General features: G+C 36.7%; 31 protein-coding genes and 1 pseudogene. 12 read left to right on the top strand and 20 right to left on the bottom strand.

Going from position 1 to position 26,830, the window contains the following annotated elements:
- Window positions 1–15: 15 nt before the first annotated feature.
- Window positions 16–1,050, bottom strand: a complete 1,035-nt coding sequence (locus Q0E19_RS10335; protein ID WP_294409418.1) for a V-type ATPase subunit — start codon at window positions 1,048–1,050, stop codon at window positions 16–18.
- A 25-nt stretch (window positions 1,051–1,075) separates the two neighbouring features.
- Window positions 1,076–1,384, bottom strand: coding sequence for a hypothetical protein (locus Q0E19_RS10330; protein WP_294409417.1), 309 nt, complete (start codon window positions 1,382–1,384; stop codon window positions 1,076–1,078).
- Window positions 1,385–1,892: 508 nt separating this feature from the next.
- Between Q0E19_RS10330 and Q0E19_RS10325 the strand changes: the two genes are divergently transcribed.
- The 5 genes from Q0E19_RS10325 to Q0E19_RS10305 are packed head-to-tail and all read left to right on the top strand — an operon-like array spanning window position 1,893 to window position 5,484.
- Window positions 1,893–2,339, top strand: coding sequence for an ACT domain-containing protein (locus tag Q0E19_RS10325; RefSeq protein WP_294409415.1), 447 nt, complete (start codon window positions 1,893–1,895; stop codon window positions 2,337–2,339).
- 53 nt (window positions 2,340–2,392) lie between these two features.
- A complete protein-coding gene (locus tag Q0E19_RS10320) occupies window positions 2,393–3,634 on the top strand; it encodes a homoserine dehydrogenase (protein ID WP_294409413.1) in 1,242 nt (413 codons plus the stop codon).
- Between the two features lie 59 nt (window positions 3,635–3,693).
- Window positions 3,694–4,173 carry a dCMP deaminase family protein gene (locus Q0E19_RS10315; protein WP_294409411.1) on the top strand — a complete coding sequence of 160 codons (480 nt, stop codon included), beginning with the start codon at window positions 3,694–3,696 and terminating at the stop codon, window positions 4,171–4,173.
- Between the two features lie 34 nt (window positions 4,174–4,207).
- On the top strand, window positions 4,208–5,071 hold the full coding sequence (locus tag Q0E19_RS10310; protein ID WP_294409409.1) for a shikimate dehydrogenase: 864 nt from the start codon (window positions 4,208–4,210) through the stop codon (window positions 5,069–5,071).
- Entirely contained in the window at window positions 5,071–5,484 is a 414-nt protein-coding gene (locus Q0E19_RS10305) for an NUDIX domain-containing protein (protein WP_294409408.1), read from the top strand. Before Q0E19_RS10310 ends, Q0E19_RS10305 begins: the two co-directional genes overlap by 1 nt.
- Window positions 5,485–5,557: 73 nt before the next feature.
- On the opposite strand, the gene Q0E19_RS10300 is transcribed toward Q0E19_RS10305, so the two are convergent.
- From Q0E19_RS10300 to Q0E19_RS10285, 4 genes are all read right to left on the bottom strand, one after another.
- Window positions 5,558–6,127: a manganese efflux pump MntP family protein gene (locus tag Q0E19_RS10300; RefSeq protein ID WP_294409407.1), complete on the bottom strand. Its 570-nt coding sequence runs from the start codon at window positions 6,125–6,127 to the stop codon at window positions 5,558–5,560.
- Between the two features lie 379 nt (window positions 6,128–6,506).
- Complete coding sequence (locus Q0E19_RS10295; protein WP_294409435.1) at window positions 6,507–6,815, bottom strand: ATP-binding cassette domain-containing protein; 309 nt, start codon at window positions 6,813–6,815, stop codon at window positions 6,507–6,509.
- A 254-nt stretch (window positions 6,816–7,069) separates the two neighbouring features.
- Window positions 7,070–8,368, bottom strand: coding sequence for a GHKL domain-containing protein (locus Q0E19_RS10290; RefSeq protein WP_294409405.1), 1,299 nt, complete (start codon window positions 8,366–8,368; stop codon window positions 7,070–7,072).
- A gap of 23 nt (window positions 8,369–8,391) precedes the next feature.
- Window positions 8,392–9,096 carry a LytTR family DNA-binding domain-containing protein gene (locus Q0E19_RS10285; RefSeq protein ID WP_294409404.1) on the bottom strand — a complete coding sequence of 235 codons (705 nt, stop codon included), beginning with the start codon at window positions 9,094–9,096 and terminating at the stop codon, window positions 8,392–8,394.
- Between the two features lie 250 nt (window positions 9,097–9,346).
- On the opposite strand from Q0E19_RS10285, the gene Q0E19_RS10280 reads away from it, so the two are divergent.
- From Q0E19_RS10280 to Q0E19_RS10255, 6 genes are all read left to right on the top strand, one after another.
- Window positions 9,347–9,898, top strand: a complete 552-nt coding sequence (locus tag Q0E19_RS10280) for a sigma-70 family RNA polymerase sigma factor (RefSeq protein WP_294409402.1) — start codon at window positions 9,347–9,349, stop codon at window positions 9,896–9,898.
- Complete coding sequence (locus Q0E19_RS10275) at window positions 9,891–10,562, top strand: DUF4367 domain-containing protein (protein WP_294409401.1); 672 nt, start codon at window positions 9,891–9,893, stop codon at window positions 10,560–10,562. Before Q0E19_RS10280 ends, Q0E19_RS10275 begins: the two co-directional genes overlap by 8 nt.
- Before the next feature lie 313 nt (window positions 10,563–10,875).
- Window positions 10,876–11,433 carry a hypothetical protein gene (locus Q0E19_RS10270; RefSeq protein WP_294409400.1) on the top strand — a complete coding sequence of 186 codons (558 nt, stop codon included), beginning with the start codon at window positions 10,876–10,878 and terminating at the stop codon, window positions 11,431–11,433.
- A gap of 35 nt (window positions 11,434–11,468) precedes the next feature.
- On the top strand, window positions 11,469–12,752 hold the full coding sequence (locus tag Q0E19_RS10265) for an ABC transporter permease (RefSeq protein ID WP_294409399.1): 1,284 nt from the start codon (window positions 11,469–11,471) through the stop codon (window positions 12,750–12,752).
- 16 nt (window positions 12,753–12,768) lie between these two features.
- Entirely contained in the window at window positions 12,769–13,449 is a 681-nt protein-coding gene (locus Q0E19_RS10260) for an ABC transporter ATP-binding protein (protein WP_294409398.1), read from the top strand.
- A complete protein-coding gene (locus Q0E19_RS10255; protein ID WP_294409396.1) occupies window positions 13,446–14,516 on the top strand; it encodes a hypothetical protein in 1,071 nt (356 codons plus the stop codon). Before Q0E19_RS10260 ends, Q0E19_RS10255 begins: the two co-directional genes overlap by 4 nt.
- A gap of 104 nt (window positions 14,517–14,620) precedes the next feature.
- Here the strand turns inward: Q0E19_RS10255 and Q0E19_RS10250 are convergent, their stop codons facing one another.
- The 7 genes from Q0E19_RS10250 to Q0E19_RS10220 form a co-directional block, all read right to left on the bottom strand.
- The gene (locus Q0E19_RS10250) at window positions 14,621–16,738 is read right to left on the bottom strand and encodes a WG repeat-containing protein (protein WP_294409395.1); all 2,118 of its coding nucleotides are present in this window, start codon (window positions 16,736–16,738) and stop codon (window positions 14,621–14,623) included.
- Between the two features lie 332 nt (window positions 16,739–17,070).
- Window positions 17,071–17,496, bottom strand: coding sequence for a hypothetical protein (locus Q0E19_RS10245; protein WP_294409393.1), 426 nt, complete (start codon window positions 17,494–17,496; stop codon window positions 17,071–17,073).
- Window positions 17,497–17,637: 141 nt separating this feature from the next.
- Window positions 17,638–17,853, bottom strand: a complete 216-nt coding sequence (locus Q0E19_RS10240) for a hypothetical protein (protein ID WP_294409391.1) — start codon at window positions 17,851–17,853, stop codon at window positions 17,638–17,640.
- A gap of 9 nt (window positions 17,854–17,862) precedes the next feature.
- Complete coding sequence (locus tag Q0E19_RS10235) at window positions 17,863–18,669, bottom strand: DNA adenine methylase (protein WP_294409434.1); 807 nt, start codon at window positions 18,667–18,669, stop codon at window positions 17,863–17,865.
- Window positions 18,670–19,092: 423 nt separating this feature from the next.
- Window positions 19,093–19,542 (bottom strand): GNAT family N-acetyltransferase, encoded by a 450-nt coding sequence (locus Q0E19_RS10230; protein WP_294409390.1) that lies wholly within the window; start codon window positions 19,540–19,542, stop codon window positions 19,093–19,095.
- 103 nt (window positions 19,543–19,645) lie between these two features.
- Window positions 19,646–19,795 (bottom strand): hypothetical protein, encoded by a 150-nt coding sequence (locus Q0E19_RS10225; RefSeq protein WP_294409388.1) that lies wholly within the window; start codon window positions 19,793–19,795, stop codon window positions 19,646–19,648.
- Window positions 19,788–19,913 carry a DNA cytosine methyltransferase gene (locus tag Q0E19_RS10220; RefSeq protein ID WP_294409386.1) on the bottom strand — a complete coding sequence of 42 codons (126 nt, stop codon included), beginning with the start codon at window positions 19,911–19,913 and terminating at the stop codon, window positions 19,788–19,790. The genes Q0E19_RS10225 and Q0E19_RS10220 overlap by 8 nt, the downstream gene beginning before the upstream one ends.
- A 204-nt stretch (window positions 19,914–20,117) precedes the next feature.
- Here Q0E19_RS10220 and Q0E19_RS10215 point away from each other — a divergent pair, with 204 nt between their 5' ends.
- Window positions 20,118–20,675 (top strand): N-acetyltransferase, encoded by a 558-nt coding sequence (locus Q0E19_RS10215; RefSeq protein WP_294409385.1) that lies wholly within the window; start codon window positions 20,118–20,120, stop codon window positions 20,673–20,675.
- Window positions 20,676–20,701: 26 nt separating this feature from the next.
- Here the strand turns inward: Q0E19_RS10215 and Q0E19_RS10210 are convergent, their stop codons facing one another.
- The 7 genes and pseudogenes from Q0E19_RS10210 to Q0E19_RS10180 form a co-directional block, all read right to left on the bottom strand.
- Window positions 20,702–20,962: a DNA cytosine methyltransferase gene (locus Q0E19_RS10210; RefSeq protein WP_294409433.1), complete on the bottom strand. Its 261-nt coding sequence runs from the start codon at window positions 20,960–20,962 to the stop codon at window positions 20,702–20,704.
- An 83-nt stretch (window positions 20,963–21,045) separates the two neighbouring features.
- The gene (locus Q0E19_RS10205) at window positions 21,046–21,312 is read right to left on the bottom strand and encodes a DUF4314 domain-containing protein (protein WP_294409384.1); all 267 of its coding nucleotides are present in this window, start codon (window positions 21,310–21,312) and stop codon (window positions 21,046–21,048) included.
- Window positions 21,313–21,831: 519 nt separating this feature from the next.
- Entirely contained in the window at window positions 21,832–23,328 is a 1,497-nt protein-coding gene (locus Q0E19_RS10200; protein ID WP_294409383.1) for an ATP-dependent helicase, read from the bottom strand.
- On the bottom strand, window positions 23,325–25,061 hold the full coding sequence (locus Q0E19_RS10195; RefSeq protein WP_294409382.1) for an AAA family ATPase: 1,737 nt from the start codon (window positions 25,059–25,061) through the stop codon (window positions 23,325–23,327). Before Q0E19_RS10195 ends, Q0E19_RS10200 begins: the two co-directional genes overlap by 4 nt.
- Before the next feature lie 63 nt (window positions 25,062–25,124).
- Complete coding sequence (locus Q0E19_RS10190) at window positions 25,125–26,066, bottom strand: toll/interleukin-1 receptor domain-containing protein (RefSeq protein ID WP_294409381.1); 942 nt, start codon at window positions 26,064–26,066, stop codon at window positions 25,125–25,127.
- Window positions 26,067–26,329: 263 nt separating this feature from the next.
- Entirely contained in the window at window positions 26,330–26,572 is a 243-nt protein-coding gene (locus Q0E19_RS10185) for a hypothetical protein (protein WP_294409380.1), read from the bottom strand.
- A gap of 12 nt (window positions 26,573–26,584) precedes the next feature.
- Window positions 26,585–26,830: pseudogene (locus Q0E19_RS10180) on the bottom strand (hypothetical protein); the annotation flags it as partial.

Genomic DNA, 26,830 nt, shown 5'->3' with positions numbered 1-26,830 from the left:
GATCAATGTACCTTATTATAATGTAACAAGCTGAGATTCGATAAGCGATCTGTCCGCTCCGTATCTTATGCCCTCGATTATGTGTACGATATTCGCCACGTCTATATCACACAGCTGCACGAATGCATAAAGGTTCACAGGCGCTGATATACCGCAGACAAGCTTATCCCTCAGATATTTTATTTTAACGCTGTTTATCTTAACTTCAATGTTATCCGTCTGCACAGAATTTCTTCCGTAAGCTGTACGGCTCAACATTTCAAGCATCTGATCTGCGTCACGGCATTCATAAAATCTTTCCATACGCTTCATGCCTATGGCGGAAAATTTCAGCGACCGCCGCTTTATCTCCTCCGCCGAATAGCCGAAAAAGGCTTTCATTCGGTACGCATTTATGATATTTCTGCTGTCGATCTCACGCAGTATCATTTCTTTCAGCTCGTCTGAAACTGCCTTTGAAAAGCTTTTGTCAGCCTGTTCAAGCACGTTTGCGAAATAATCGCTCCGCAGCCTCAGCTCACATTCCGTATAGTCTGCCGAGCCGTCATCTCTCGGCGGTATCTTAACAAGTATCTTATAATACTTTGTCCCACGAAGTGCCTTCAAAAGTTCCTCATAAGTCGTAGCCGTGCTGACCTGCATTATCCTTATGGAAAAATGCTTTATGAGATATCCCGGCAGATCTCTCAGATAAGAACCGTCCAGCGATGAATTTATATTATTTATTACCGACAGAATTATCTCGACCTCACGCTTTCGTATAAGAAAATCGTAAAAAGGCTTTTTGTCAAGTCCCTGAAACCTGCACAGCCGCATATAGGTCCTGAAATTCTCCCTGTACAGCAGTTCTTCCAGATACCCTCTGTGAATGGTATTAGGATCGACCTCTTTGAATGCGTCTTTAAATCTCGCCGTATGTGCAAGATATTCCGCTGCGTCGGGAACGCTCTGCCTGTTCATAAGCTCGTGGTAATTTTCAGCCGTAAACATTGTGCCATAGATCGTTCGGATCTTTGCAGCCGTTGCATTTACGCTGTATCCGTCAAGCATACGCTTTGCCTCCGTTCATATGGGGTCAGCCGCCAAGCACAGCGGCAAGTATATCCTTTTCCCATTGGATATGGTCACGTTCATAAAGGTTTTCCAGCTGACGGATATGTTCGTTCTGCTGCTTTTCCATATCCGCCGCTTTCAGTTCAGCCTGCTGCTTTGCCTGTTGTGCAGCCTTTTCTTTGTATTCCTCCGCCTCTTTCTGTGCGGCAAGTTTTATATCGTTTATCTGCTTTTTGCAGTCCTCTTTTATTTCCTCTGCCTTTTTGTTTGCAGCGGTGAGCATATCCTCCGCCTGCTTATCGGTATCGAGTATCTCGCTGATGATATCCATTAGTTATCACTCCCCTGCTCTGAAAAATATTACTATTGATTATTGTACAACTTTTTTGTGATTTTAGCAAGTCTGCAAGCAATAACGCCGCTATTTTTAGACATTATGCACTACATCTATATATACAAACTATTCACTTTGACTATTACAGAATTTTTAAGATCAGCACGTTTTCAGCGATTGGGAAAATAACTTTTTGAAAATTAGTTTTCGGCATAAAACCATTCCTCCATATAATAAAAGTGTAATAACAAAAAAAGCAAGCCTGACATTTCAGCCTGTCAAGCTTGCTTTATGTTTGTATTATATCACAAAACAAAGCTTGATGTCATAGTCAAATTATACAAAAATCAGCTTTTCTTAAAGTCTTTGTATTACTAAGCGGTAGAATTATCTTAATCTCAGTACAGTGCTGCTTTAAAGGAGGAAAATCACTTGACAAAATCAAAAAAAGTGGTATAATTGTATGTATTGCAAATACAGTTGTATTTCGGAGGTGAACTTTTGCTTGAGCGAAAAAAATTCCAGCCTTGTGATCGTAAATACCGAAGTGCTGCCGGACATCGTTGTGAAAGTCCTTGCTGCAAAGCGTATGAAAGCAAGGGGCGAGGTCTCGACCTCTACTCAGGCGTGCCGTGCGGTAGGCATTTCAAGAAGTGCCTATTATAAGTATAAGGATTCGGTATTCAACTATGAGGAACAGCTGACAAATAATATCGTGTCAGTTTACTGTATTCTGAGAGATGAAAAGGGCGTTCTTTCATCAATAATCTCAAAGCTTTACGAACTCAACACCAATATCCTCACTATCAATCAAAACATACCTATTGATTCTGTGGCAACGGTGACTTTTTCGGTAAGGTTCGATCGTGACGCACTTAATACGTCCGCTCTGACGGAGGAACTCTCCAAGGTCGACGGAGTGGTGGACGTTAAGATCATCTCAGGCGAATAGCAAAACAGCAAAAACAGCAAAATATAATTTATAAGGAATGAGGACATAATTTTATGGGTAATGTAGCAGTAATCGGTTATGGAGTAGTCGGCTCAGGTACTGTTGAGCTTTTTATGAAGAACAGAGAGTCTATCTCAAAGAAGATCGGCAGAGATTGTGACATCAAGTACATTCTCGATCTCAGAGATTTCCCTGATTCACCTTTTGCAGACAGAATGACAAAGAGCTTTGACGATATCCTCAACGATGATGATGTCGAAGTTGTCGCTGAAGTTGTCGGCGGAACAACTTTCGCTTATGACTATACAAAAAGACTGCTCGAAAAGGGCAAGAGCGTTGTAACTTCAAACAAGGCACTGGTTGCCGCTAAGGGCGCAGAGCTGCTTAAGATCGCAAGAGAGCATAACTGCAACTATCTCTTCGAGGCAAGCGTAGGCGGCGGTATCCCGATCATCAGACCGCTGAACAAGTGTCTTGCAGGAAACGAGATCCTCCAGATCTCAGGTATCCTTAACGGTACTACAAACTTTATCCTTACAAAGATGATAAAGGATCAGATGTCATTTGACGACGCTCTGAAAATGGCTCAGAAGCTCGGCTACGCTGAGCAGGATCCTACCGCTGACGTTGAGGGCGAGGACGCTTGCAGAAAGATCTGTATCCTCGGCTCACTCGCTTACGGCAAGCACATCTACCCTGAAATGGTACATTGCTCAGGCATCACAAAGATCACTCTTGACGATGTTGAGTATGCGGCTAACGCAGGCTATGTTATAAAGCTTATCGGTTCGGTAAAGAAGCTTGAAGACGGCAGACTTAACGCTATCGTTTGCCCAAGACTTGTTCCAAAGTCAAATCTGCTGGCAAGCGTTGACGATGTTTACAATGCTATCAGCGTAACTGGTGACGGCGTAGGCGACGTTCTCTTCTACGGTCAGGGTGCAGGCAAGCTGCCTACCGCTTCTGCTGTTGTGGGCGATATAATCGACTGCCTCAAGCACCACCACACAGTTCTTGCACTCAACTGGGAAGATTCAACTGCTAACGACAAGTTCGTAGTAAATTACAAGGAAACTGAAACTTCAATGTATGTCCGCATAAAGGCTGACGACGCTGAGGCACTTAAGTCCTCTATAAGCGAGATGTTCGGAAAGCTCATGTACATCGAAAGAGCAAACAGACCTGACAGCGAGCTTGCTTTCATCACTCCTAATATGAAGGAAGCTGACATCGACGCTAACCTTGCAATACTATCACATTCAGCAGAGATCGCAAGCAAGATCAGAATTTACTGATAATCGTACATCAATATATATTGATTTTTAGGCAGACAGCTTAAAAGGAGGATAATACTGTGAAAAGACAGGATTACATCTCGTGGGACGAATATTTTATGGGGATATCCCTGCTTTCCGCTCAGCGCAGCAAGGATTCCAACACGCAGGTCGGCGCCTGCATAGTTTCCAAAGATAACAAGATACTTTCGGTCGGTTATAACGGTATGCCCACAGGCTGCTCCGATGATGATATGCCTTGGGACAGGGACGGGGCTTTTCTCGATACCAAATATCCTTTCGTCTGCCATGCCGAACTTAACGCAATACTCAACCACGCTGCCGGAAGTCTCCAGAACGCAAAGATATACGTCAGCCTTTTCCCCTGTAATGAATGTGCAAAGGCTATCATTCAATGCGGCATAAAAGAAGTTGTGTACTGGCAGGACAAATATGCCGACACAGACGGCGTAAAAGCGTCAAAAAGAATGTTTGAAATGGCTGGAGTAAAAATGCGCCGCTATATCCCTACTGACAGGGAAATAGTTATAAAGCTGTGATCCGCAGTTAATCCACTAAAAGAGGTAATAAGAAATGTCATCATCAAATACACAGAGAAGATTTGCCATTCTTGGCGAAACACTTAAACACACCATGTCACCTCCTATCCATAAAAGACTCTTTGAACTGAAAAACAGAGAGTTTGAGTATGAGGTGCTGGAGATAAAGCCTGAAAATCTCGACGCAAATGCCGAATATCTTAAATCGCTCAACGGTTTCAATATCACCATACCGCATAAGATATCTATTATAGATCACTGCGATAAGCTTGCAGAATCAGCAGAGAGATATCATTCGGTAAACTGTGTTGACAACAAGAACGGCGTTCACACAGGCTATAACACAGACTGCGACGGATTTCTCAGAACTGTCCGTGCCATGAACGTTGATTTCAGCGGGAAGGTGCTGCTCATCGGCTGCGGCGGAGTAGGCAGAATGATGGCTATTGAGGCTGCGCTGGCAGGTGCTGATCTGTACATTGCAGTGCTTGAAAGCGATATGCCGCTTGCAAAGCAGGTCGAAAAGGAAATAAAGGCAATGAAGTCAGACGCAAAGATAACCATTGTTCTCAACACAGAGATACCATGCGATACTAAATATGAGCTGCTTATGAATGCCTGCCCTGTGGGAATGTATCCTAAGACAGACGCTTGCCCTGTGCCAGATGAAGTCATTGCAGCAAGCAAGGCTGTTTTTGATGTTATATACAATCCTCGTGAAACAAAGCTTATGAAAAAAGCAAAGGCTTTGGGCAAGAACGCTGTGGGCGGTATGGCTATGCTGGTATGGCAGGCTGTATCTGCACATGAGATATGGGACGGCGACAAGTACACAGATGAAGAGGTACTCGGCATAATCGAGGAAATGGAGATCGCAGTAGAAAAGGATTTTCACTGATGCAGGGATATAACTGTATCGCCGTTGTTCATCGTGACGGCGGAAAGTGGCTTATGTGCAAGCGCAGGAAAGATCCTTACAAGGGCTTATTCAATCTTGTGGGCGGAAAAATAGAGAGCGGCGAAGATCATCTTGCCGCAGCTTACAGAGAACTCTATGAGGAAACCTCTATAACCGCAGAGGATATAGATATCCAAAGGCTCATCACTTTTGACTATCCCCTTGACGGCTGTTTTGTTGAGGTTTACGCAGGACAGCTTAAAGATGATATACAGGTGAGCGGTGATGAAAACGAGCTTGTATGGAAAAGCCTTGATGATAATTTCTTTGATATGAAATACTATGCAGGCGAGGGCAATATCGGGCATATACTTGAAATACTGAAACTGCATCCTGAGCTTGCTGAACTTTAAATAAAAAATCACGGGAGGATCGAATGGATTTCGGTTCTCCCGTTTTGTTGTTATATAGTATCAAAATGTATCCTTACATAAGACCTTCGATAAGTATTTTTACGCCAATGATTATAAGGATAATTCCGCCGGCAAGCTCCGCCTTGCTTTTAAATCTTGTACCAAAGACATTTCCTATGCCTACGCCTGCGACAGATATAACGAATGTTGTCGTACCGATTATCGTTATGGCAGGAACAATACTTACCTGAAGGAATGCAAAGGTTATGCCTACCGCAAGAGCGTCTATACTTGTCGCAACGGCAAGCATGAAAAGCTCCTTTATGTCAATAACGTCCTCGCCGTCCCCTGCGGTTTCGTCATCGTCCTTTTCCCTTATTGCCTCAACAGCCATTTTTCCGCCGATAAATGCAAGAAGAATGAAAGCTATCCAATGATCTATCTTGGTTATATACTGCTCAAACTGTTTTCCCAGCAGCCAGCCTATGAAAGGCATAAGAGCCTGAAATCCTCCGAAAAACAAACCGATAAGTGCAGTATGCTTATAATTGATCTTACGCATTTTCAATCCCTTACAGACTGAAACCGCAAAAGCGTCCATAGACAGACCCACACCGATAGAAAACAACTCGACAAATCCCATAAAACCATTCTCCCTGACAAATATTTTTCAACAAAAAAAATCGGACGCAGCTGCATCCGATCTGAAAAATCACATACAGCACAAAAAGGCAGAAGGCAAAAGCGCCTGTCCGCTGTGTCCGTATGTGAGTCTTGTTAATCAAAAAATCAAAGTATGATCCTCCCCTGTCAAGCCAGACCGCAAACGGTCAGTATGTTGACTTGACCCGCACAGAAGTGCGTCAACTACTCCCTCACACATTAAATAACAAGTGCAATTATAACATATACGCAAAAAGTTGTCAAGGGGTAACTTTTGAATATTATAATATTTAATATTTTCAGCAGAAATATTTATCAGACAAACATTCATTGCCATATACTGCGTTCAGCGAACCGAATTACAAATTAATTATGCGGTTTCCGACCTTTTTCAGCTCTTCGTCATGTGTTACCATTAATACAGTTTTACCGCTGCTGTTCAGTTCTTTTAAAATATCAATTATGACAGCAGCATTACTTTTGTCCAGCGAACCTGTGGGTTCATCAGCAAGTATAATTTCACATTTTTTTATCATTAGCCGTGCTAAGGCTACCCTTTGCTGCTCTCCGCCCGATAAAGTATAAACGAACGAATCCTTTTTGTTCAGCATGGAAACATTGCTTAATGCAGTGTCTATTGATATGTTCGTTCTATTCTTTTTGGCGATAAGCTCTCCATTTTTTTCAGCGGCTTAAATCAGATATATTAACTTCATTCATACTATGTCATATGCCACCCTTCAAATCTTGCCTATATATTAAATATCCACCACAACCAGCTAAAAACACAATACATACTAGTCACCTCCATAATAATAAAATAGATAGAAGTTTTTTCTTCAACTTCATTATACCACATTATTACAGCTGTTTCAACATTTTCTCGGTGAACGGTGTGTATTTGGCGGTGAACGGTAAAATACTATATCCTGACAGCATCAGGTATGATAATATCAGCCGTAAACATACGATCATTATAGTTATAGTCATATTCTAAATTCCCGTTATAGCGTTCCAAATGGCTTATTATATTTTTTACCCCGTATCCATGTCCTTTTTCATTTTTAGTAGTAAGCAAATGTCCGTTTTCTATTAAAGGTTCTTTATCGCAGGAATTTTCAATGTGAACGAAAAGCGATGTCCCTAAGAATTTTACGGATACACTGACAAATTTATCTTTACTTGATCTTGCTGATTCAAATGCATTGCTTAAAAGATTGGAGAAAATAGTACACAGATCTATGTTTTCTATTTTGATATCAGCACCCAGTATACCTGTCCAATCAACTTTAACGTCAGAGTGTTTGCTTTGTATATCGTTAAGGATGCAATCTATCAGTTTGTTACCTGTATTGACCGCTATGGAAAGATCGTCCAGCTCAATTTGCAGCTTATCGAAATATTTATCAAGTTCTGTATAGTCCTTGTTTTTATATAATGTCCTAAGGCAATACATATGATTTCTTATATCATGCCGAAACTTTTTAGTTTCTTCTTCCCTCTTTAAAAGCATTGAATAATACTGTTCCTGCTGACTGAGCAATTCATAAGTAATATCATTCTCCGTTTTCAAATGAATATTTTTATTTCTTGCGCTTAATAATGATACGCATATTATCATAAAAATTATTCCGCCTGCACTTAACGCTATTGCAGCAATACTTCTATACGAATTATATGAACTGTTCATCATAAACAGCATTATAGATGAAAGATATATGGCAATGGACAATATTCCGGAAGCAAATATAAGAATATCCTTAAAATTGAATTCCGCCTTTGCAGATACATTCACCAGCCTGTTCTTCTTTAATATGATTATAGTAAAAATCATTATATCTGATATTGAATTTAAAAGTAATGCTGTATATGAACAACCCGATAGCTGCTCATAGCTCAGCTTTAATAATGCAATGGCTGTCAGAGCTATGATGGTATCAATAAAATTTATGATAAGCATAACAGCTATTACGTTCCATACCTGTTTCTTGTTTTTTAAACACAGTGCCACTGTACATATCGCCACAATACTGTATATGATAGTATTTTTAGTAAGATCAAATTGATATGAAGCTATTGAAACTAAAACAAATGCAGCTGCAGAAAATATAAGCGTATTCCTTTTATCTTTCATTTTTAAATCGAATATAAAAAAGACAGCACCAAACAGTTTAATAAAATCTACAAGATAACTTACTGAACAATATACAGCTTGTTTCATTTTTATTCTACACCTCTATAAAACTATAAATATTTTGCATTTCTCTTTACATAAGTCAAAAATTCTTTGTTGAACTCCGCCTGCCGCCTTCTCGATATAAGCGGTCTTTCTTTCATATAAAGCATTTCCGCATCTGTTACCCCTATACTTTTTACATAGCGTAATGCCACAAGATATGATTTATGCGTCTGATAAAAATGCTCTTTTCCCAACACATCTTTCCAATATTTAAGCGTTCTGCTGTTCTCTATTATTTCGTATTTTGTATGTATATAAGTTCCGTCGCCAAATGCTTCAACGCATACTATGTCGTTAAGACTTATCAGCCGTGTTCTGCCTTTTTCTATCAGTGATATTTTTTTATCGTTAAGTATTTCCTTTTCTGCCTGAATTACTGCCTCTCTAAATTTTTCTGGTTCTATCGGCTTACATAAAAAACGAAAAGCTTTGACTTTGAATGCGTCAGGCATACGTTCTGTGTGACTTGTAAGAAAAATAATATGCCCGCCATTGCCATGCTCTCTTATCTGCTCCGCTGTCTGCATACCGTCCTGCTCAGGCATTTCTATGTCAAGAAATATCAGATCATAGTAGACCTCCGACTGAATAAGTTCTCTGCCGCTTGTATAAATATCAACAGAATAATCTGGGCATAGCTGTGACAATTCATAGGCTGTTTCTTTTGCTAAAACCAGCTGATCGTCACAAATTGCCGCATTAATTTTCATCTGATATCATCCCCATTACTTTGTTTAAAGATTTTAATAAATATATTATAACATAAATATAATATTTTTGCAAATTTTTATACTTTCAGACAATATATAGATTTTTATGGGCTGTAAATGCCGTATTTTCCGCCATTCAGACAGCATTTGTTCAATTTATCAAATTCCACCATTCATAGTGCACCTTGAAAAATCGACAAAATTATGTTAAAATAAATATAAATTAATTGTTTTATCAAGAGGTGATAAAATGCTTGCCGTATGTATGGCACTTATTGATGAAGAATACGATAAAAAATCATTTGAAAAGCTGTACAATAAATACGAAAACAGAGTCTATACTATATCATACAGGATATTAAAGAATAAAAAGCTTGCTGAGGACGCAACTTCTGAAACATTTTTATCCTTAGCAAAATGTTTTCAAAAAATTAAAATATTAGAACATCACAAATTGGATTGTTACATTGTCATAACAAGTAGAAACACTGCAATGAATATGCAGAAAGCTGAAACAAGACAGCGAACGAAAAATCTGCATGGAGAAGATATCCATTCAATAGACGATAGATTTTTCTCTAATGATAATCTTGCAAATATTGATGCGATATTTTTAAAACAGTGTATCGAAAAGCTGACGGACATTGAACAGCAAATACTTTATCTTAAATTTTCCTGCGGACTGAAGTACAGAGAGATAGCAGTTTCTTTGAACATAAAGCCTTCCGCCGCACGAAAAAGACTGCAATACGCCAAAGAAAAACTGAAAAAATTATTGGAAGCAGGTGACGAATATGAATGATTACTCATTTTTTACCTCTGCGCTTGAAGATGTTGTCGAATCTAAGCAGACTGCTTACACCGAAGAAACTATCTGTGATGAAATGCATGAATTTTCTGAGGAATATAGGAGCAGAAAGCGAAAGCTGCTAAGACAGCGTGAAAAGGCATATTTCAATATTGTATGTACAGCGGGCAGACGTGCCGCCTGCATAATTGCCGCAATAGTCGTATTGTCTGCGTCAACTCTAAGCGTCAAGGCTGTCCGTGAGGCAGTATATGACTTTTTAATCAAGCATTTTTCTGGTCATGATGTCATAACGTTTGACACTGCGGAAAATGCTCCCGAAATGATCGAAAAGGAATATTTTATATCAGATCTTCCTGACGGTTTTAAAATGACAGAATATAAACGCAACATTCTATTTGTTTCTCAGACATTCACAAAAGAAGATAAGTATATTTGCTTTAATCAGAGCATTTCAAATGCATATGTCTGCAATATTGATAACGAATATGGCAGTTCCGAAAGATATACAGATGAAAACGGACAAACATATCTTATCTATGATTTCAATGATGAATGTATGATAATGTGGAAAGTCGAAGGATATGTTCTATCAATTTCAGGAAATATAGACAAAGATAGCTTACTAGATTTGTGCAAATCTACAAAATGCAAATAAATCATATAAAATATATCACAAACCGACATTCAGTTTTGTCTTAATAAGTGTAAGGGAAAATCTCTTGCACTTATTTTTTTATGAAAGAAGGTGAAAACGAACAAAAAATACCATTGCTGAGATTTTCAGCAACCTAAAGTATGAAACTGTCGCTGAATAAAGCAAGATTGTTTCATGCTGGTAAACAACTTAAACAGAAAGGTAAGGTGATATGATAAATAGAAAAACTCCACGGCAACAGAACGGTACAAAATCAATAATCAAACATTGACAATTATTTGATTAAATGTTATAATCAGAAAGGAAATTTACTATGAAAAATACTTTTAAGAAAATCACATCTATGGGACTGGCAGCTTTAATGGCAGCAACTTTGTGCGTAAATGCAAGTGCAGAAAGCCTTAACTATACTGCGAATGCTAATGTGAATGCAAATGTAATGGCAATGCCTTATTCAGTTTCAGCAAAGGCTTCATCATTTACCAATACTTTCACACCACGCACAAAACTGTACCCGAACACAGGAAAATATGTGGATTCAGCACACTACATTTATAATCTTAAATACAAAAATGCTAAAGCTACTCCGTATTTCACCATTACTATCCCTGCGAACTCAGGCAGCGGAACTATTACCGTTGAATACGATTTGGTACATCAGGGGCAAGTAAAATATAAAGTATTCAAAAAGCTTTCATTTAAAAATTCATCATATAAGCAAGTTGTGCCTTTGCCAAAAAAAGCATCAGAAAGATTTACCGTTTCTGGATCCAAAAACACAGACACTTATGTTCGCTTTAAGGCTACATCAACAAACTCAAAAATTAACAAAACCGCAATTACAGCAAGCCTTGATGTGAAATATTACTAAACATTTTAAATCCACAGTCATGGAGGCAAAAAATATTGAAATTTATATTTTTGATAAAAAGTATGCTGCACGACTGGGTAACGATATATTTTAAATATATCGTTACCATAGTTGTCACAATGGTACTATCATTTCTGGCTATGTTTTTTATTGCCACAAAAAATACTACTGAAAATATCGAAGATCTTTTTCTGGAGAAGTGGTATAACAGCACATATATGCTATACACAATAACAGATATAGATGAAATGGTCGTAGAAGATTTTGACGAGAAATATCCCGATTGTGCCTTAAAGTGTGACCATCAGCTTATGGATAAATACATTGAATCAGGTCTTCCTATGCCATATTCATTTCTGAATAATGATTTGGAATGGAGTTGTCTAACTCATATGTATTGTTTTAAATTGAACGGTACTGCCTTTCCGGAATTCACAGATTTCGGTACTTACTTACTTTCAGGACCGCTTGCATTTGATTCAACACAGAGCAAATATGCGCAGATCATGAATCAAAGCAGTTTTAAATATGATATCGTTGCAGGCAGAGATTATACCGAAGAAGATCTTCTGAATCACAATAAAGTTCTGGTCGTATCTGACGAAACAGGTTTCAGCGTCGGTGATGTCCTTACATCCGGCGGTTATGATTTTGAGATAATTGGTCTGCTGCATACAGATGATATCAGTACTTGTGAATATTCATTGATACCATTCTGGTTTGCCGATGAATGTATGCAGAACTTTCAAGGTCAGCGAAATATTCCACTTAGAGCAGAATATACTTTTGAATGCATTGAAGGTTATGATTGCTATACTGTAATGGACAGAATAACCTTTGAAAAACCGCTCACAAACAAACAGCTCGATACACTTTCCGAAGTAACAGGATTAGACAAAAGCCTTATCACACTGAACTACGATTCAGAACTTCAGCGGCAGCTTACAAGCTATATGAGAACCACATATCTTGAATGCACCATATTTGGTGTGTTCTGCATTACGAATATTATACTTGTAATGTGGTATCTTTGCACTAAAATGTACCCTGCTTTAAAAATATTCAGAGTATACGGTGCAAAGGACAGGATCATTATCGCAATGATAGTAACACTTATTTTAATAGTTACGCTTGTTTCTCTTATACTTGGTTTATTGCTTTGTCCGCCTGCATTCAAGCTTTATCATCTTATCAACAGCGTTTATGAATGGAGAACACGCTGCGCAGTTTCAGCTGCATTAGCTTTATTTTCCGTTAACCTTATTGCAGCAATACCAATGGCAATCATCACCGTAAAAAGATCACCGATAGCTAAATGATATAAAAGGAGAAAAAATGATCGTTTTAAAAAATATATCCAAAACATATAATGAGGGTTCAGCCGACGCTGTTCACGCTCTGAAAAATGTAGATCTGACTGTAAATGACGGCGAAATGCTTGCCGTTATGGGTGTATCAGGCAGCGGCAAATCTACTCTTTTACATATAATAGGCTGCCTTGACAGAGCAAGCTCAGGCGAATATGAGCTTGACGGCGAAAATATATCAAAAGCATACATGGACAAACTGAACAGACTTCGCAATGAAAAGATCGGGTTCGTTTTGCAGGACTATGGTCTTATTGAAGATAAAACCGTGCTTGAAAACGTAATGTTCCCCCTTGCGTTTTCAAAGTATGTATCATATAAGGAAATGAAAACAAGGGCAAGGAATACCCTCTCCCCTCTCGGTATTGCTGATCTTGAGAAAAAAAGAGTCAGCCGCCTTTCAGGAGGTCAGAAACAAAGAACGGCTATTGCAAGAGCCATAGTTAATGATCCGTCTTTGATCCTTGCAGACGAACCTACTGCGGCGCTCGACAGACATACAGCTGATGAAATAATGAGTGTTTTCACAAGCCTTAGCAAATCAAAAAAGCGTACAGTTATCATTGTCACACACGACAAACGTATTGCCGATATGTGCGACCGCACACTCTACATTTCGGACGGAGTACTAACGGAGAATGAATCATGAAACTGATATGGAGAATTATTCTTGAACTGAAAAGCAACAAATTTTCGACTTTGCTTTTAATAATGGAACTGATCTTTTCTATGATCTGCTATCAGCTATGCTTTGTACTGACGGAAAGTTTTATAAACAGCACTATGTTCTTTCAGAAGAATTACAATAACAACTCAATAAAGGTATATGCAGACGAACTGAGCAAAGAGCAAACAGACAGCCTTACATCTGCCGCTGACGCAGAAGATCAGTTCAGTGTGGATTTTTATTACTGCGAATCAGAGGGCGGATTGTTTATAAATTCTGCCTCAGAAAGTGCATTTGATATAGCAAAACCATTCTGCACAGAGGGATATGTTGATACGGATAAGGACTACGGAGGAGCAATACCATGCCTGACCTCACCGGCAATGGCATCAGTTTACAGCACGGGAAAGACATATAATATAGACGGAACAGATTATTATATCTGCGGTCATCTGACTAACAATAATATTTACTATATGAGCGACACAGCCACAGGTTCTGCATATATTTTAGCATACGATAAAGATGATATTATCGCAAATTCAATGAGCCAGAAAATAAATTCTTGCCTTTTTATAAAGACCTCGTCAGACAGCCTTGAACAGACAGAGGCGATTTCAGCTAAACTTGATAAATTTGATTATGTTGATGAAAGCAGTGTTTTTGACTGGAAATCATCATTAAAACAAGAATTCCGGACCGTATCGGGAATTCTGATAATAGGAGTATGGGTAGCGATAATTTCAATAATCGGCATATTAGCAAACAATTATCTTACATACAAAAAAAATGAAAAGAATTACTGTAGTCAAATGTGCATCGGCGCAAGACGTAAGGACATAATCATTCTTTACATTTTCAGATTAAGTCTGTCTATACTCGTTTCGGTACCATTCACAATGGTCATCTCAAAATACGTTTTCAGAAGCATGGGAGTAGAAATAACCTCCTATTCAAGCATAGGCATAGCCATGGCTATCGTACTTGTTATAACAGGCATATCCTTGACCGCAATATTCAGACATCTTAGAAAAGCGGCGCTGTATTGATAATATTCTGAAAATCGTTATCCAAAACTACAAGAGCAAACAGCGTGAGCAGATAAAAAACGAACCCTGCAAATCCATGCAGGGTTCTTGTATATTCAATATCCTTAGTTCGTTATAATAATATTGTAAATGTCATCAAGCGACATTCCTTTAGCATCATTTTGCAATGAACCAGAAACTGATGAATATGCACCAACATTTAAATCATTTTTTTCATCATGTCCCCAGAATACAGTACATTCTCCTGTATCGGTGAAATACCAAACTACAGCATATCCTTTGGTTTTGTATGAAGAACATCCCAATATTACACTTGTAGTAATGCCATCAGATGAACTGGTATCTGAGCAGTTAATCTTTCTTATAATTAAATGCTTGCTAGGTATGTCCTCAGAAATTAAGCCCAAGTTTAATGCACCTTCTATAGAAGTTTTTAAATTAGTGTTAATTGATTCAGCATGAGCTTGACTACAATTTTCATCCGATTTTGATAATACATTAAGACAACCATCATATTCACAATAATTAGTAATGCAGCCTCCTAATCCATAGTATTCTTTATTGTTTAGTATATTTCCTGACGAATCTATAACAGCCATTTTTCTATCATCTGTATATACGATTGCATAGCCATCGTCATAAAATCTGTCGCTAACACCACTGTAACTATCCTGATCATAGATAACAGCACGTTTTCCATAGCAGCGAGGTATCATGAATTTGTTACTAATACTAACACTTCCATCCTCAGAGAGATAACCAAGTTTTCCGTCATATTCAAAAGCATATTTCTTATCATTCTCACCAGCATATGGTATTTCATCATATGTTGGTGAGAACAATTCATTCCCTTTTCCATCAATTAAGCCCCAAAAATCATCAAGTGAAAATGAATAAAGATTATTATTTAAACGCCTTAGTTCGTCATATTGTGGCGAAACAATATAATTACCCTTATTATCAATGATTCCATATTTTCCTGACGCACGAACTATCGCAAGACCGTTGTTAAAGTTAAAAGCAGCTGAATACTGTGCCTTGATAACCTCCTTACCCTTTTCATTAATATATCCTCTTTTATCCCCCTTTTCAAATGTTGCATAACCATCGCTAAAGCTTGTAAGATAACTATATTTAGGATTGATTACATATTTTCCTTTAGTATTTATCATACCATATTTTCCGCCCACATTAACTACACATAAATTTTCTGAAAAATTACTTGTACCATCATACTGACACTTGATAACTTCATTGCCTTTCTTATCAATAAATCCATATTTTTCATTACGGCATACAGATGCATAGCCTTCATAGAACGGACTAGCAGCGTCATATGATGGATTTATTACTATCTCACCTTTTATATTTGCATAGCCATATTTTTCCCCGGACTTTACAACAAAGAGTTCATCAGCACTGCTTAATCCTAAACCATCATATGGGTCAGAACCTATTTCATCATATGTTATCGGCATAAGAAGATCTCCGTTCGTATCTATCAGACCATATTGGTCTTTACCATCATCATCTGTATCAAAATCAACTACAACGGCTACGCCCTGAGAAAATGCTGATATATATTCATACTGAGGCGATACTGTGTAAGTACCTGTTTTATCAATAACTCCCCATTGTCCGCCGACAGACACCGAGGCATATCCGTCAGAAAATTCATTCACTGCGTCAAATTGGGTTTTAATGACAAATTTTCCTTTTTCATTAATATAACCCCATTTGCCATTTTCTTTAGACACTGCGCTCAACAGCCCGTCATTGAAAAGGTTATGCGGTATAACATCATCTTCTTTGAACAGTATCGGCTTTAATATAAACCAAAATACCGCAAACAGCGCCGCCAAAATAATAATTATCAAAACAATTATCAACGGAACTTTTGATCTTTTCTTCTTAACGACAGCCTCGCTTACAGCTGCCTCATTTACGATCGGTTTGTTCAGTTCCTCCTTCAGCGATTCATTTGGCTGTACAGCAGGTTCTTCCTGTATAACTGGTGTACTAGGTGTGCTTACAGGTGTACTGACTGGTGTGGCAGCAGGTGTGCTTACGGGGGTACTGACCGGTGTGGCAACAGGTGTGCTGACGGGGGTACTGACTGGTATATTTTCAGTGTCCGCAACAGCTGTTACACGAGTTCCGCAATAATTACAAAAAGAAGCGTCATCGTCGATCTTCTTCCCACATCTTTTACAAAAAGCCATAACATATTCCTCCACATCTTCATATTTAGTGCATTTTCTGCACTATTTCTTTCACAACGTAATTATATCACAAACTTCACAGAATTTGTTACGCTGCCAGCGTAATAAAACGATTTCTGAGGTAAAAAATTAAAATTTTGTGATTTACTATAATTATTGTCAGCGAGCAGTTTTGCAGAATGATATATTAGTCTTGAATTTCTTAAACCAATACTAAGCCATGAACATTTTGCTATACATAACCATTTTAGCTTAAAAACAGGCATAAAAAATAGACCCTTCTGCTTTTAAAACAAAAAGGTCTATATGAAAAGCTAACTATCCAATTATCACTAATAACATTTACTGTTATTTCTGATCGCACTTACGATTCCGCAAATGATAAGTACAAAACCTACTAAACCAAATGCTCCGAAAACGCAATAGACTATTTTCTGTGTAAATTCCGACGGCATACAGTAAATTTCTTCGGGCTTTTCGGGAACGACACGTCCGGTAAATTCTTCACCAACATATGTAGACTGGTTTCTTATGGCCTTGGCAGTTATCTGAACACCTGATTCATTGACATAAACCGCTTCGACTGTTTGTTTCCCTTTCCTTCCACGAATCACAGACGTAACTGTGCATTCAACATCTTTTCCATTTTCTTTATAGTTTTGTATCTTGGTTACGTTGCCATAAGCGATAAATCCCACAACAAGCATTAATATTATTCCAATCGTTATGTACAACTTAGCATTTGATTTGTTATTCACTGCATTTATCCTCCCGTTAAAGTAACATATATTACATTTATTATACATCATTACCTTACCGATTTCAACCAAAATCAGCATTTTTTACTTTTTAACAAAATAATGTCCTTACAAATATGCACTTTTAACAATTGTGTATTGTCAACCCCAAATAGTACAGGTACGCTGTATCTCCTCTTCGGATATCCCACAGTCAAAGTGCTGCTTTTTCTGTTCGTTTTGCCATACGATGAGTGAAACACCGCTGCTGTCACGTTCGGCCTCTACCGTTACAGCATTTCCGTGCCTGTCATAAAGCCCTGAAAATTCTGTTTTGCCTTTTGCCGTTAAAACCTGTGCCAATATTATCTTCTTCATAAAAACCTCCTAATCAAAAAGCGAAAGCTGTTTGATAGCTTTCGCACGTTCGCTTGTGTCATAATTTGAGATAAGCAGTTCGCCGTACTGACAGCCTGCGTCATAACGCTGTGCTAAGTTGTTAAGTCTGCTTATCTCCTCGATGTGGATATTAGGCTTGTCCCATATCTCCCTTATCTCCGGACAGTCATTGTATGAAACCAAGAACTTGCCTTTGATCTCTAAAAGTGTATCACGCAGTCTGATATGATCTTTTGCAGTAAACCCTACGTCCTTGTAGTAGCTTTCTGTAGCAAAGTAGGGCGGATCGCAGTAGAAAAAGCTGACGGGTCTATCGTACTGCTTAATCAGCTTTTCAAAATCTTTGTTTTCGATAACGACCTTCTGCAAACGCCTTGCCGCAAGATCTATCATCGGAAAATCAGACCACATTGAATGTGGCTGACTTACAAAGCTGTCAAGTCCCGAAGCGTAGCTGTACCTTATGAGCTGATAAAATTTTGCGGCTCGGTCAACATCATAAAGTCTAGGAAAAATACCACGTTTGTGAAGTATAGCTAAGTATTCAAAATCTTCTCTTGAATCAAGCACATACCTAAGCTTGTATTTGAGTCTGTTCGGTTTATCTCTGACGCATCTGTACAGGTTCGCAAGGTTTGAATTGAAGTCATTGTACACCTCGAAATCCATACCCGGCGGCTTATGAAACAACACCCAGCCTGCACCGCCGAACACCTCGATATACCTTTCATAGTAAGGCGGAAATCTTGCAAGCACTTCATCACGAAGATTTTTCTTCCCACCTACCCAAGACATAAAACTGTTCATATATCGATGTTTTGTGCAAAGCGCAAAACTCATAATTGAAAGCTTTGCTTTCAATTTGCTCCTATTCTGCCGTTAGAACCAACAGCAGAAAAGTCGCTTTGCAAGCATCAGATTTATTTATCTGCTGTTGGCAAAACGACCTTAGTTGTTATTTAATTGTGTTTTTAGTCTTTAGTTATTATGTCATTTACATCATTTCCTTGTTTTGTGGCATAAAAAAGAGCAGTTTGGCTCTAGGTATGAAAAAAGGAGCAGCCTTGGCGGTTGCTCCTTTTGTGTGTTAAACTGCTCGATAAATGGGAATTTGCGGGGTACCCCCACGGTCAGTACGGCTGTATGTGCAATTTTTGCGGCAGTTGTCACACGCACGAAATATGTCCGACAAATAAGAAGATGAAAGTCAAATAATTATTAGATCCATAATTCCATTTCTCCGGAATCACAAAAACCGAACTTTTCATATAAATGCTTTCCTGCTGCCGATGGTTTAAGCTTTATGTTATGAACACCCTTACCCATAATCCATTTCAGCAGTTCTTCAATTATTCTTGATGAATAACCGTTTCTCCTTTTTTCAGGAATACAATATACATCAATAATATATCCATACATTGGAGTTTTGAAAAAACAAAAAGGAACATCATCTTTGATTATTGCACCGCCACACGCAATAATGGTATCATTTTCATATATCAAATAATGACAGCCCATGTCCTTTTTATACAATTCTTGATATTTTGCATATATCTTTTCTTCGGCGTTATCCTGTAACAAAGCTATTGAACCTACTTCCTTGAACATAGCCATTTTCAGCCTAACAACGGTATCTAGATCTTTGATTTCCGCTTTTTTCAATTCCATATAAAAATACCCCTTTTAAATATATCCAGATTTGTCGGGCAGACCAACTGCCCTCATAAATCCATTATACTACATCTTTTAACCAAATACAACCCCGCAATCGTCATATCCCCCTCGGAATAACCTCATCAATAAATACCTCACGTTTAGCCTTTGCAACATCAGAACCGCAGAAAAGTATTTTTCTGTTTCCCTCTATAGTTCTCACCGAGCCAAACTCCTCATTCACAAATGTTTTTACCATATTATCCATTTGTATTCTCCTTATCAATTTCTAAAATATACTTTGCCAGAGCCTCGATAACATTAGTTGTCACCGCATTTCCTGCCTGTTTGTAAAGCTGAGCGTCAGACATTCCTGTGGCTTTCACCCTTTCATTTTTCTTGCAAGCTTCAGGTATCTACTCACCATTTTGTAGAATTGCAGGGGTTCTAACTTATTGCTTTTGCCGAATTTGGAGATCAAGCAAAATTTATTGTCCTTTCTATTTGATTTTTCTTTTTGGATATGATATAATAATTTAGAAAATTGGTTGGGATAAACTGCCCAACAAATCGGAATTTGGAGGTATCTTATGAATATTTATGAATCATGTCCTGTATTAGAAAATGAAAAGTTTATACTTAGATTATTTCAGAATGAAGATTGCAATGATTTATTAAAAGTATATAGCGATAAGAACGCATTGCCATTCTTTAACAGCGATAATTGTAATGGAGATAATTTCTATTATGCGTCAAAAGAAAAAATGGAAGCAGCGATGGACTTTTGGCGGATGTCATATGAAAAAGGTTGGTTCGTTAGACTTTCGATTGTTGACAAGACAGTATCAACTGTAATTGGAACGGTTGAATTATGCTTGAGAGTGTCCGATGATGAATTTAATAACATGGGTATTTTGAGAGTAGATGTGAGAAGTGATTATGAACAGGAAAATGAATTGTATGATATTTTTTCACTTATCACACCAGAATTTGAGAAAATGTTAGGATATAAAGGTGTACTTACTAAGGCTCCAATATATGCGATAGAAAGAATTAAAGCAATTCAGAAAGTGGGATTCACTAAATCGGAACATTTATTGAATGGAAAAACTGGATATGCCTATGATGGATATTGGACAATTAAATAACATTAACAGATTCCAGTTTATCGGAATCAAAAATCACAGCACTCATAACAGGTGCTGTGATTTTTTTCGTAAAACTTGTGCTTGGTAATTTCTCCGCATATAAGGTCGAGATCGGGCAGCTCATTGGGGTCGATCTTTCTTGCATCATCGTAATACACCTCGTTTCTTGTATCGTACAACGTTTCGTATGCTTTCTTTGCATATTTGTCTATTTCACAATAACCGACGCACTCAAAGCCGCCCGCTTTTTCAAGTCCTGAGCGAAATCCGCCTATTCCTGCAAAGATATCAAAATATTTTATCAGTATGAATCATCTCCTTTCCGATTTTTCAAACAAAAAACGGTCAAGCTTTTTTCAAAACTTGACCGTCACATTGATATATTCATTTCTTCATCTTCTGTTTGCTCACTATCTTCACTTACGATATGGAAATCGTCCACACCAGGGATAACTCCGAGCGTTCTTCCGTTATCAAAAACGCAATGCACGGTGCCGATATCATCGACGTGATCGACCTTGCCAAACGTCCCCGACTCAACAGGGAACGGGTCATCGTTCATTTGGTCAAGGCAGATACGAGTTCCTTCGGGATAACGTTCTTTCAGCCATTCAACTTTCTTTTGATCGTAATACATTACACATCCCTCCTTATTTATACAAATGAAAAAAGGCTGTTTTATCATCGTCACTTAAATTCGTGACAATAGACAAAACAGTCTTTAAAACTTTGTGAATATTTTTTCATAACAAATCGGCAGGCTCAGAGCGAAATCTGCTCAAAGTCTGCCGTTATGTTCGATATTTTTTGTTGTGTAGGGTTCGACTCCCTTTTTTCGTGAAAACCGGTGAAAAGCATCCACGGTTTTACACTAAAATTTTTCGTTTTCTAAACATAAAAAAAGCCCGTAAATACGAGCTTTTCGAGGTGTGCATCTATTTTATTGCACAAGTATGTCTTACTGATACCAAATGGATGTGTGACCGACCGATATATCAAAGATCTTTATCCAATAGATGACGCATTGCAAGCCACTGCAATATGATGGGGCTGTGTAGTAGATAAAAATGTAAGACAAATTTTCAGCTGATTACTTAACATATATGATTTTTTAGATATATTTTGTGTTACAAAATCGCAAGTATTATTGTTCTGTTTAAAACGAAATAACCTCTTCTATATTATGACCGCGTTCAGAAAATATTTTTTTTAGATTATGGCAAAAGCAATGTGAATTGTAGCTGTTTGATTCAACAATGATTAATTTATTTTTTGCACGTGTAGCAGCTACATAATGATTAAATATACTAGGCATATCAGATAGCCGATAGTCTTCTGCAAATATAATCACCTGTTCAAATTCCAATCCCTTTGAAGAATGAATTGTAATCGCAATATGTGAGTATTTATCCATTTCATATGCCACATGAAAGCTTGAATCAGTAATTGTTTCAAACAATTTTTTTATATGATCGTCACGAGTATTATATCCAAAATATTCAGCTAAAGCTGAGACATGCACAGCAAAAGATCTCTCATCATTTACAACCCCCTTAATTTCATTAAGCTGTTTTCTTATGAATGATAATGTCTTACGATTTTCCTTTTCTTCAGTAGGTATTTCCGAAAGCACATCATATACCGAATATTTTTCAACTATAAAATATTTAGCAATTGCTGTATACAGCCACGCTGTATCTGTTGTTATATCGGCAATAGGTGTTTGTGGTATGTAAACACATTCTAGTCCACAATTGGTTAGGTCATTTGCTCCTTTTTGGGCGTTTGCATTAGTAAATCGTAATAAAGCTAAACTCTTATTACGATTAATATTAGATAGTACTTTTGTTGTCCAATCATACTCAGTTGAAACCCAAATAATATTTTTTAGATTATCAATGTGCTTATAAAGAGAACTTGTTTCTTCATAAAGTAAATTTGAATAATTCTGTATTTGTTGATTGGAGCGATGATTGTCTCTCATAAATATATGATTAAAATTCGATTTGTTCCAAATACTTGTAAATGCTTCTGGATAAGCTCCTCGCCAAATATAAATAGATTGTTTTTCATCTCCAACAATAAAGGTTTCAATATTCAAATTATCGCATAAATACATAAAAAATTTATGCATTGATTTATCACAATCTTGATATTCGTCGATATATATTTTAAAGTATTTTGCTTGAAGATAAAGCCTACAAGCAGAAGAATTCTCAACAATATTTTGAGCTAAATCAAAAATAAAGTTTTCTTTATTTTCTTTATATGAACAAAGAATACCCTCATCTCTTATTTTTTCAATAGCTTCTTGAAATGTATCAACTTTGGTGGAATAGTCAGTACTCATATCCAGATCAAAATCCGCACCATATATATCTTTCATAAATGGCTTTATAACTTCCTCAATAACAAAGCTATTATTTGTTCCAATAAAGTGTTGAGATATGTCGACAGATAACCTATCTTTTATTTCTTGTGCTGCTTTTATTGTAAAAGTAATTGCAGCTACAACTTTATGTGTATGATTATCATTAATTTCTTTGGCAATTTTATTTACCATTGTATAGGTTTTTCCTGTGCCTGCACTCGCTCTTACTATTAAATTCCCAGAAGCGTCTATTATGTCCTTTTGAATTGGAGTTGGATTCATTCAGTTACCTCCTTCAAACATGCAAAATTGTAATGATTATATATGTCATTGCAATCTTCATCCGAAAGTTTCTCAATCAATTCAACCATATTATAGTGTTTAGAACTTTGCAGATAATTAACGGGATCATTAGTATTCAGCAAAAGCCGCATTCTATCATGTAAAAACTCATCTAAATCATTTTCTAAATCTACTTTAGATAAAAAAACACCAAAGTCTCTTCTGATTTCATCCAATGTTTCCTTATTCTTGTTATACAAACTTCTCTTTGCTAAAACGGAATTATCATTAATCCTTTCAGTAGGCAACCGTTCTTCTCCAATGCATACATTACAACGCGAAAAACCTAAAACGCTATACATCCCGCTGTTATTTATCCTTCTTAAATCATTATCAGTTTTCACCACATTAATTATTCCGAGTTTATTTAAAATAGAAGAATACTTTTCAAAGCCCACACCATCAACCGGTAATATATATGTTCCCTCTACTTCATAAAGGGGCTTGACCACTGAAAGTACTTTGCTAAATAATATATGTTCAGATGGTCCCTCAACCAAAAGAACTTTGTTTGCAAAAATTGCTTCAGACAAACAACGATTTAACATTTTCCTGTTTTTTTCATAGCCATCCGGCACTTTATAAAAAACGCTAACACTATTAATTTTTCTTTCACTATATATTCTAACTAGATTTACGTTATTCATTTCATAGAGTAGAAAAGGAGAATGAGTTGTTACAAACATATATGTATATTTTCTATCGGTAAAAAGGATATGTGATAATGCAATCTGCATAGATTTATGAAGATGATTTTCAGGTTCTTCAATCAAAAACAAATTTATTTTCTTCTCCGCAGTTTCATCTGATAAAATATTATATATTGAATATACTAATAATTTTTTTCTGCCCTCTCCAGCTGTAGGATAAAGATTATCATCATCACCTTGTTTAATATATGGAATAACGTTTGAATATAATCCTTTAACTGCAATTTCAGATTTTATCGATACGGATATACCTTCATCATGAAACTCCTTATATTTTGGCGTAAGTTTTTTTTCGAACTCCTTAATACCAGACAAAGAGGCAATATTATTATTTAAATCATCAACTGCATTTTGTATTTTCACTAAAGTATCCTTATCATATTCATCTTCATTTTTTACAAGTTTCCCTATATTCTTTTTAAATAGTGAATACAAATCAACGTAAGAATCAATATAAATAACATTAAATATATAATCGATTTCATATAGATATCCTCTTTGCTTCATTTCATAAAGATGATCCATATCACCACCCCATGATAATATAGGTAAAGCCAGCATTTCTGTTTTATTATATTCTGCAAATAGTTTTATATAAACTTTATCATGTTTACTTTGCAAAGCTCCTTTTAACTTAGCACGTAGTTTCTGACAATCAATATCTTTAATATCACTAATATTCAAAGTAACAACAATCTCAATTGGCTTATCATATTGCTTATTATGAAAATCCGAGTCTAAAAAATTCTGCTTGCGAATATCTTTATCAAATACGTATCTTAGTGCATATAACAGATTTGTTTTTCCAACATCATTAAGACCAAAAAAGACATTTTTATTCGTTAAATCAAGTTCAACATTTTCATAATTTCTAAAATTTTTAATAAGCACTTTTTCAAATTCCATATCTTTTACCACACCACCAATTTTATTTAAGAGCGACCAGCATTTTATTTTTGTCATTGTAATATGCGCTATATTTAAGAATTAATATCCAATTAAACCAGTTACTAATTTTCAAGCACTTCATTCTATACGCAAATTCTTAATTACAACCTTTCCTTTATTCTTAACCTTTTTTCTATAAAATAAAAACTTGATTTCTGAAACCATTTTCCAAAACATAAGAGAATCACAAAATTGAACCAAAGGTAATTTGAATTCTTTCTCATCTTCATTTAAGTAAATTTCGTATGGCATATCAATATCCTTGAGATGAAGTTCAATATCTACACAATTTATACCCTCATCACCATAAGCTTCGAAACACAGATTCTTTTTATTTAAGTAATAGTTGGTAAAATCTCTTTTGCCATTAAAAACAACAATATTGCATAGTTTACTCTCAGTTTTTTCAAAATCTATCATAGCAGTTATCATATCATTTCCAGACTCACGTTTGATGATTTTACACCCATCATTCTCCAAGTCACCAATGCAATAGCTTCTTGAAAAAGACATATTAAATCTACGTATATTGTCTAATGCTGATTGTAAGAACTCATCTCTTGCAATCTCCCAACGAGTTGGTGTAGGATTTATGCCGAATTTTTCTTTTAATATTCCAAGGAAATCATTGAACGCTGCTTTTGTCATATTGTCGCAGGTTCCAAGTTTTATTCCAACCTTATTCTTTTCAACAACACCCCTTATATCTTCAAAATCAAAACCTGGAAGTAGTAAATTAAGACTATCTGACTTTTTCAGCCAAACAGCACCCATTTCATTCAGACAAACTGGACTTGCATAATAGTTATCTGACAGAAAATAAATAACATATATTTTTTCTTCTGAGATTAGTTTGTTTAAGTATGCATAAATATCATTTCCTACTGCTATTTTTGTTTCTGGAACTGAAGTACATACAATATTTTCTTCAGAAAGACCTATCTTAAACATAAAATTTACAAATGCTGCTACAATTCTTGAATCCTCAGATGAATGACTTAAAAACAACTTATTACACATATTAAAAGCTCCTCATAAACATAATCAATAGAAATATAATATCTAACATAATTATACACCATTTTACAGCATTTTTTCAATAGAATTAGTGATATTTAACCATCTCAAACACATTTTCTATATAATGCACAATCAGCCAGTCTTCGCTTTGTACATACTTTCAAATATATACATTATTATGACATATTTCGACAAATCGCACAAGAAAACCGACTTGTCATCAAGCCGATTTTCACCTCACTTCTTATTAAAATCCCCACATTTTATGTGTTTTTCTTCTCCTCACAATCAATAAAATCCTTCGCCAACTGCTCCGCCTCAGCCAAACTGTTCTCCAGTATCTCAAACCCCACCGCAGCAGTAAAATTGTCGCTCTCGTCCTGCTCATTTTTATCTGCAAAGATCTGTATTAAAAAGCCCTCACAAAGAACCTCATTTCCCGTCTTATCCACTCTTTGAATAGAACTGTTCGGCGTAATTCTCACATAAAAATCCTTGTATCTCATTCCACCACCTCCTTAAAGCTTCAATTGAAGATCATCATCTTCGTCAAGCTCTTCATCTTGAATTTCATCAAAATACTGTTCGCAAACCGACTTTTCAAGTGCCGCTCTTAGATAGCTAGTATCCATACCATTTGCCTCGTAACCCTGCTTTATGACATTGTAGTAATAGCTCATAGGCGTCGAAATGTGACCGCTGTTCATCAGATATGCCATACATTCTTTCTTTTCGCCATTAACATCTATCTCAAAAAGCTCCTT

Origin of the sequence: uncultured Ruminococcus sp. (genome assembly GCF_934476685.1) — a bacterium.
In the GTDB taxonomy this organism is placed as follows: Bacteria; Bacillota; Clostridia; order Oscillospirales; family Ruminococcaceae; genus Hominimerdicola.
Note: the sequence above shows the minus strand (reverse complement) of the source record. Positions and strands in the feature narration are given on the sequence as shown.